Raw genomic sequence first — 278 nt, 5'->3', positions numbered from 1 at the left:
CGTGGCGTTCTACGAGCGTTTCGTCGGCGCCACCGCGCAGCGGCGCGGCTTGTCGGTGCACGAGCTCACCCTGGTGCCGCAGGACGCGCAGGCTTGGCACTTCACCGCCACGCTCACGCAGAACCTCAATCGCGGCGCCGTGAATGCCGGTCGCCTGCTGGTTTCGGTGGAAGGCACCGAGGGCGGCAAGCTGCGCCGGCTGGGCTGGGCCGACCTGCGCCAGCAAGCCAACGCGCCGGGCGTGCCGTACTCCTTCAAGTATTTCCAGCAGGTCGAAG

The 278-nt window shown here is 69.1% G+C and carries 1 protein-coding gene; it reads left to right on the top strand.

All coding sequences use genetic code 11. The annotated features are described in order from the left end of the window. On the top strand, positions 1-278 hold a 278-nt coding region (locus OH705_RS27150), incomplete at both ends, for a DUF6776 family protein (RefSeq protein WP_323873506.1).

This window comes from Pseudomonas sp. BJa3, from assembly GCF_026343815.1.
In the GTDB taxonomy this organism is placed as follows: Bacteria; Pseudomonadota; Gammaproteobacteria; order Pseudomonadales; family Pseudomonadaceae; genus Aquipseudomonas; species Aquipseudomonas soli.
This window is presented reverse-complemented; position numbering and strand designations above follow the sequence as displayed.